The following is a 2097-nucleotide window of genomic DNA, read 5'->3' on the forward strand; positions in this document are numbered from 1 at the left end:
TGTTAACGCCAACTCAAAATGGGGCCACGGCTGCCAACTGAAAACAGGGCCACGTGGTGTGTTTAGTCTGTCGTAGTCGTGAGGGTTTTGTGTCCTCGGAGTCGGTAGCTGGTGCCTTTGAGGCTCAGGACGTCAGCGTGGTGCACGACCCGGTCGATCATCGCTGACGCGATCGTGGGGTCGCCGAAGACTTCACCCCACCGGCCGAAGGGCAGGTTCGAGGTCAGGATCAGTGACGCGTGTTCGTAGCGGGATGACACGAGTTGGAAGATCAGGTTCGCGGCGTCCTGGTCAAACGGGACGTAGCCGACCTCGTCGATGATCAGCAGGCTGTACCGGCGTAGCCGGCTGAGTTCCGCGGGCAGTTTGCCGCGGGAGTGTGCTTCCTGGAGCTTGGTGACCCACCCGTTGGCGGTGTCGAATAGAACCCGGTGCCCGGTCTTCGCGGCCTTGATCCCGAGCCCGATCGCGAGGTGTGTTTTCCCGGTGCCGGGGGGGCCGAGGAGGATGACGTTCTTCGCTTCCTCGAGGTAGCTGCTCGTGCCGAGGTGGCTGATCAGTGTGCGGTCGGCGCCGGGCTGGTGCTCGAAGTTGAACTCCTCGAGCGTCTTGATCCCGGGAAACCGGGCAGCCTTCGTGCGGAGGGCCGCGCCGGACGCTTCACGCTCGGATACTTCCCTGGACAACACTGCGGCGAGGTATTCCTCGTGTGACCACCCATCAGCACGGGCTTGCTCGCCGAGCCGGCGGAACCCCTCACCGATCCGTGGCGCCTTCAAAGCGCGGGCGTAGTACTCCAGCTGCGATTCAAGCTCGCTCATCACGCCACCTGCCCGGTCCCGAAAAGATCGTCATACGAGGCGAGGTCGCGGGTTTCGACAGCCTCGAGGGGGCGGTACCCGCGAATCTGTTTGAACGCCTGCCGGAGCACCGCAGCCTCGGCAACGTGCGCTGGGTCGGTGACGGTCAGCTGGCGGGCCCACTCCCTCTCGTGCACCGCGACGATCGTCCCGTCGTGCGTCACGGTGATCTGGTGCAGGTCGACGGTGACGTCGACGATCCGGCCGATCATGCCCGGGCTCACGGAGTAGTCGTTCGTGAACGCACGGACGTAGTAGTCCCTGGGCAGCCGGACCGTGTTCCGGAACAACACTTCCGGCGGCACTGGCGACAGGGCGCGCATCGCCGCCCGGTCGCGCCCGACGAGCTCTGACGGTTTCCCGCGCCTGGACCTGGAGTGGCGGGCGTTCGCTACCGGGAGCCAGTCGACCAGCTGGGTGTTGAAATCCGCCGGCGAGGCGAAGGTGCGGCCGGGCATGAAGCGTTGCCGGAAGAATTGGTTCGCCCGCTCGACCATGCCTTTGGATTCCGGATCCCGGGGTGGCAGCAGCACGATCTTCGTTCCCAGGGTGCCCGCGAATGCCGCGGCGGGTTCGGTGAGGGTGCGCCGGCCGATACCGGTCTCGTTGTCCCACACCAACCGTTTCGGCACAGCGCCGGCCTGCTGCAGCAACTCCCACATCCCGCCGAGGAGATCAGGTGTCGTCCGGGACGGCAGCATCAGGGCTTGGATGTTCCCGGAGAACGTCGATGTCATCACGAGCACGGGCGGCGACCCGTGCTGGTCATGGCCGAGCGGGATCGCCTGATGCGGGAACCAGAGATCGCATTGCACCTGCACGCCCGGCTGGTGATCGATCCGGTCCGCGGGATCAGGGGGCAGGTACTCGGGCCTGATATTCGCGACCCGCAGCCGGAACAGCGATGACGAACCAGCCCAGCCGACACGCTCCGCGAGGGCCGGCGACGGCATCCGCGGCGACCCGGCCAGCAACTGTCTGACCGCGGGGGCAACGTCATCAAAACTCGACCCCGTCAGCGGCCTCTCGTACCGCGGAACCCGATCAGCCTCCAACGCTCGATCGACCGTCCCCCTCGAAACGCCAAGCAGCTTCGCGAGTTCCCGTTTCGAATGCCCGCCAGCCGCATGCAACCGACGAATCTCTGCCCAATCATCCAAAGTGATCACCTTCCATAGTGGTTGGTGGCCCTATATTCAGTTAGCAGAACTGGCCCTATCTTCAGTTGGCATCAACA

Annotated in this window: 2 protein-coding genes; both read right to left on the reverse strand. The window is 64.9% G+C overall.

Annotated elements, in window-relative coordinates; all coding sequences use genetic code 11:
* Positions 1-62: 62 nt before the first annotated feature.
* Positions 63-821 carry an IS21-like element helper ATPase IstB gene (gene istB, locus D4765_RS18935; RefSeq protein WP_136643860.1) on the reverse strand — a complete coding sequence of 253 codons (759 nt, stop codon included), beginning with the start codon at positions 819-821 and terminating at the stop codon, positions 63-65.
* Positions 821-2029, reverse strand: a complete 1209-nt coding sequence (istA, locus tag D4765_RS18940; RefSeq protein ID WP_136643861.1) for an IS21 family transposase — start codon at positions 2027-2029, stop codon at positions 821-823. Before istA ends, istB begins: the two co-directional genes overlap by 1 nt.
* Positions 2030-2097: the final 68 nt, after the last annotated feature.

Source organism: Subtercola vilae (genome assembly GCF_004923255.1).
GTDB classification, from domain to species: domain Bacteria; phylum Actinomycetota; class Actinomycetes; order Actinomycetales; family Microbacteriaceae; genus Subtercola; species Subtercola vilae.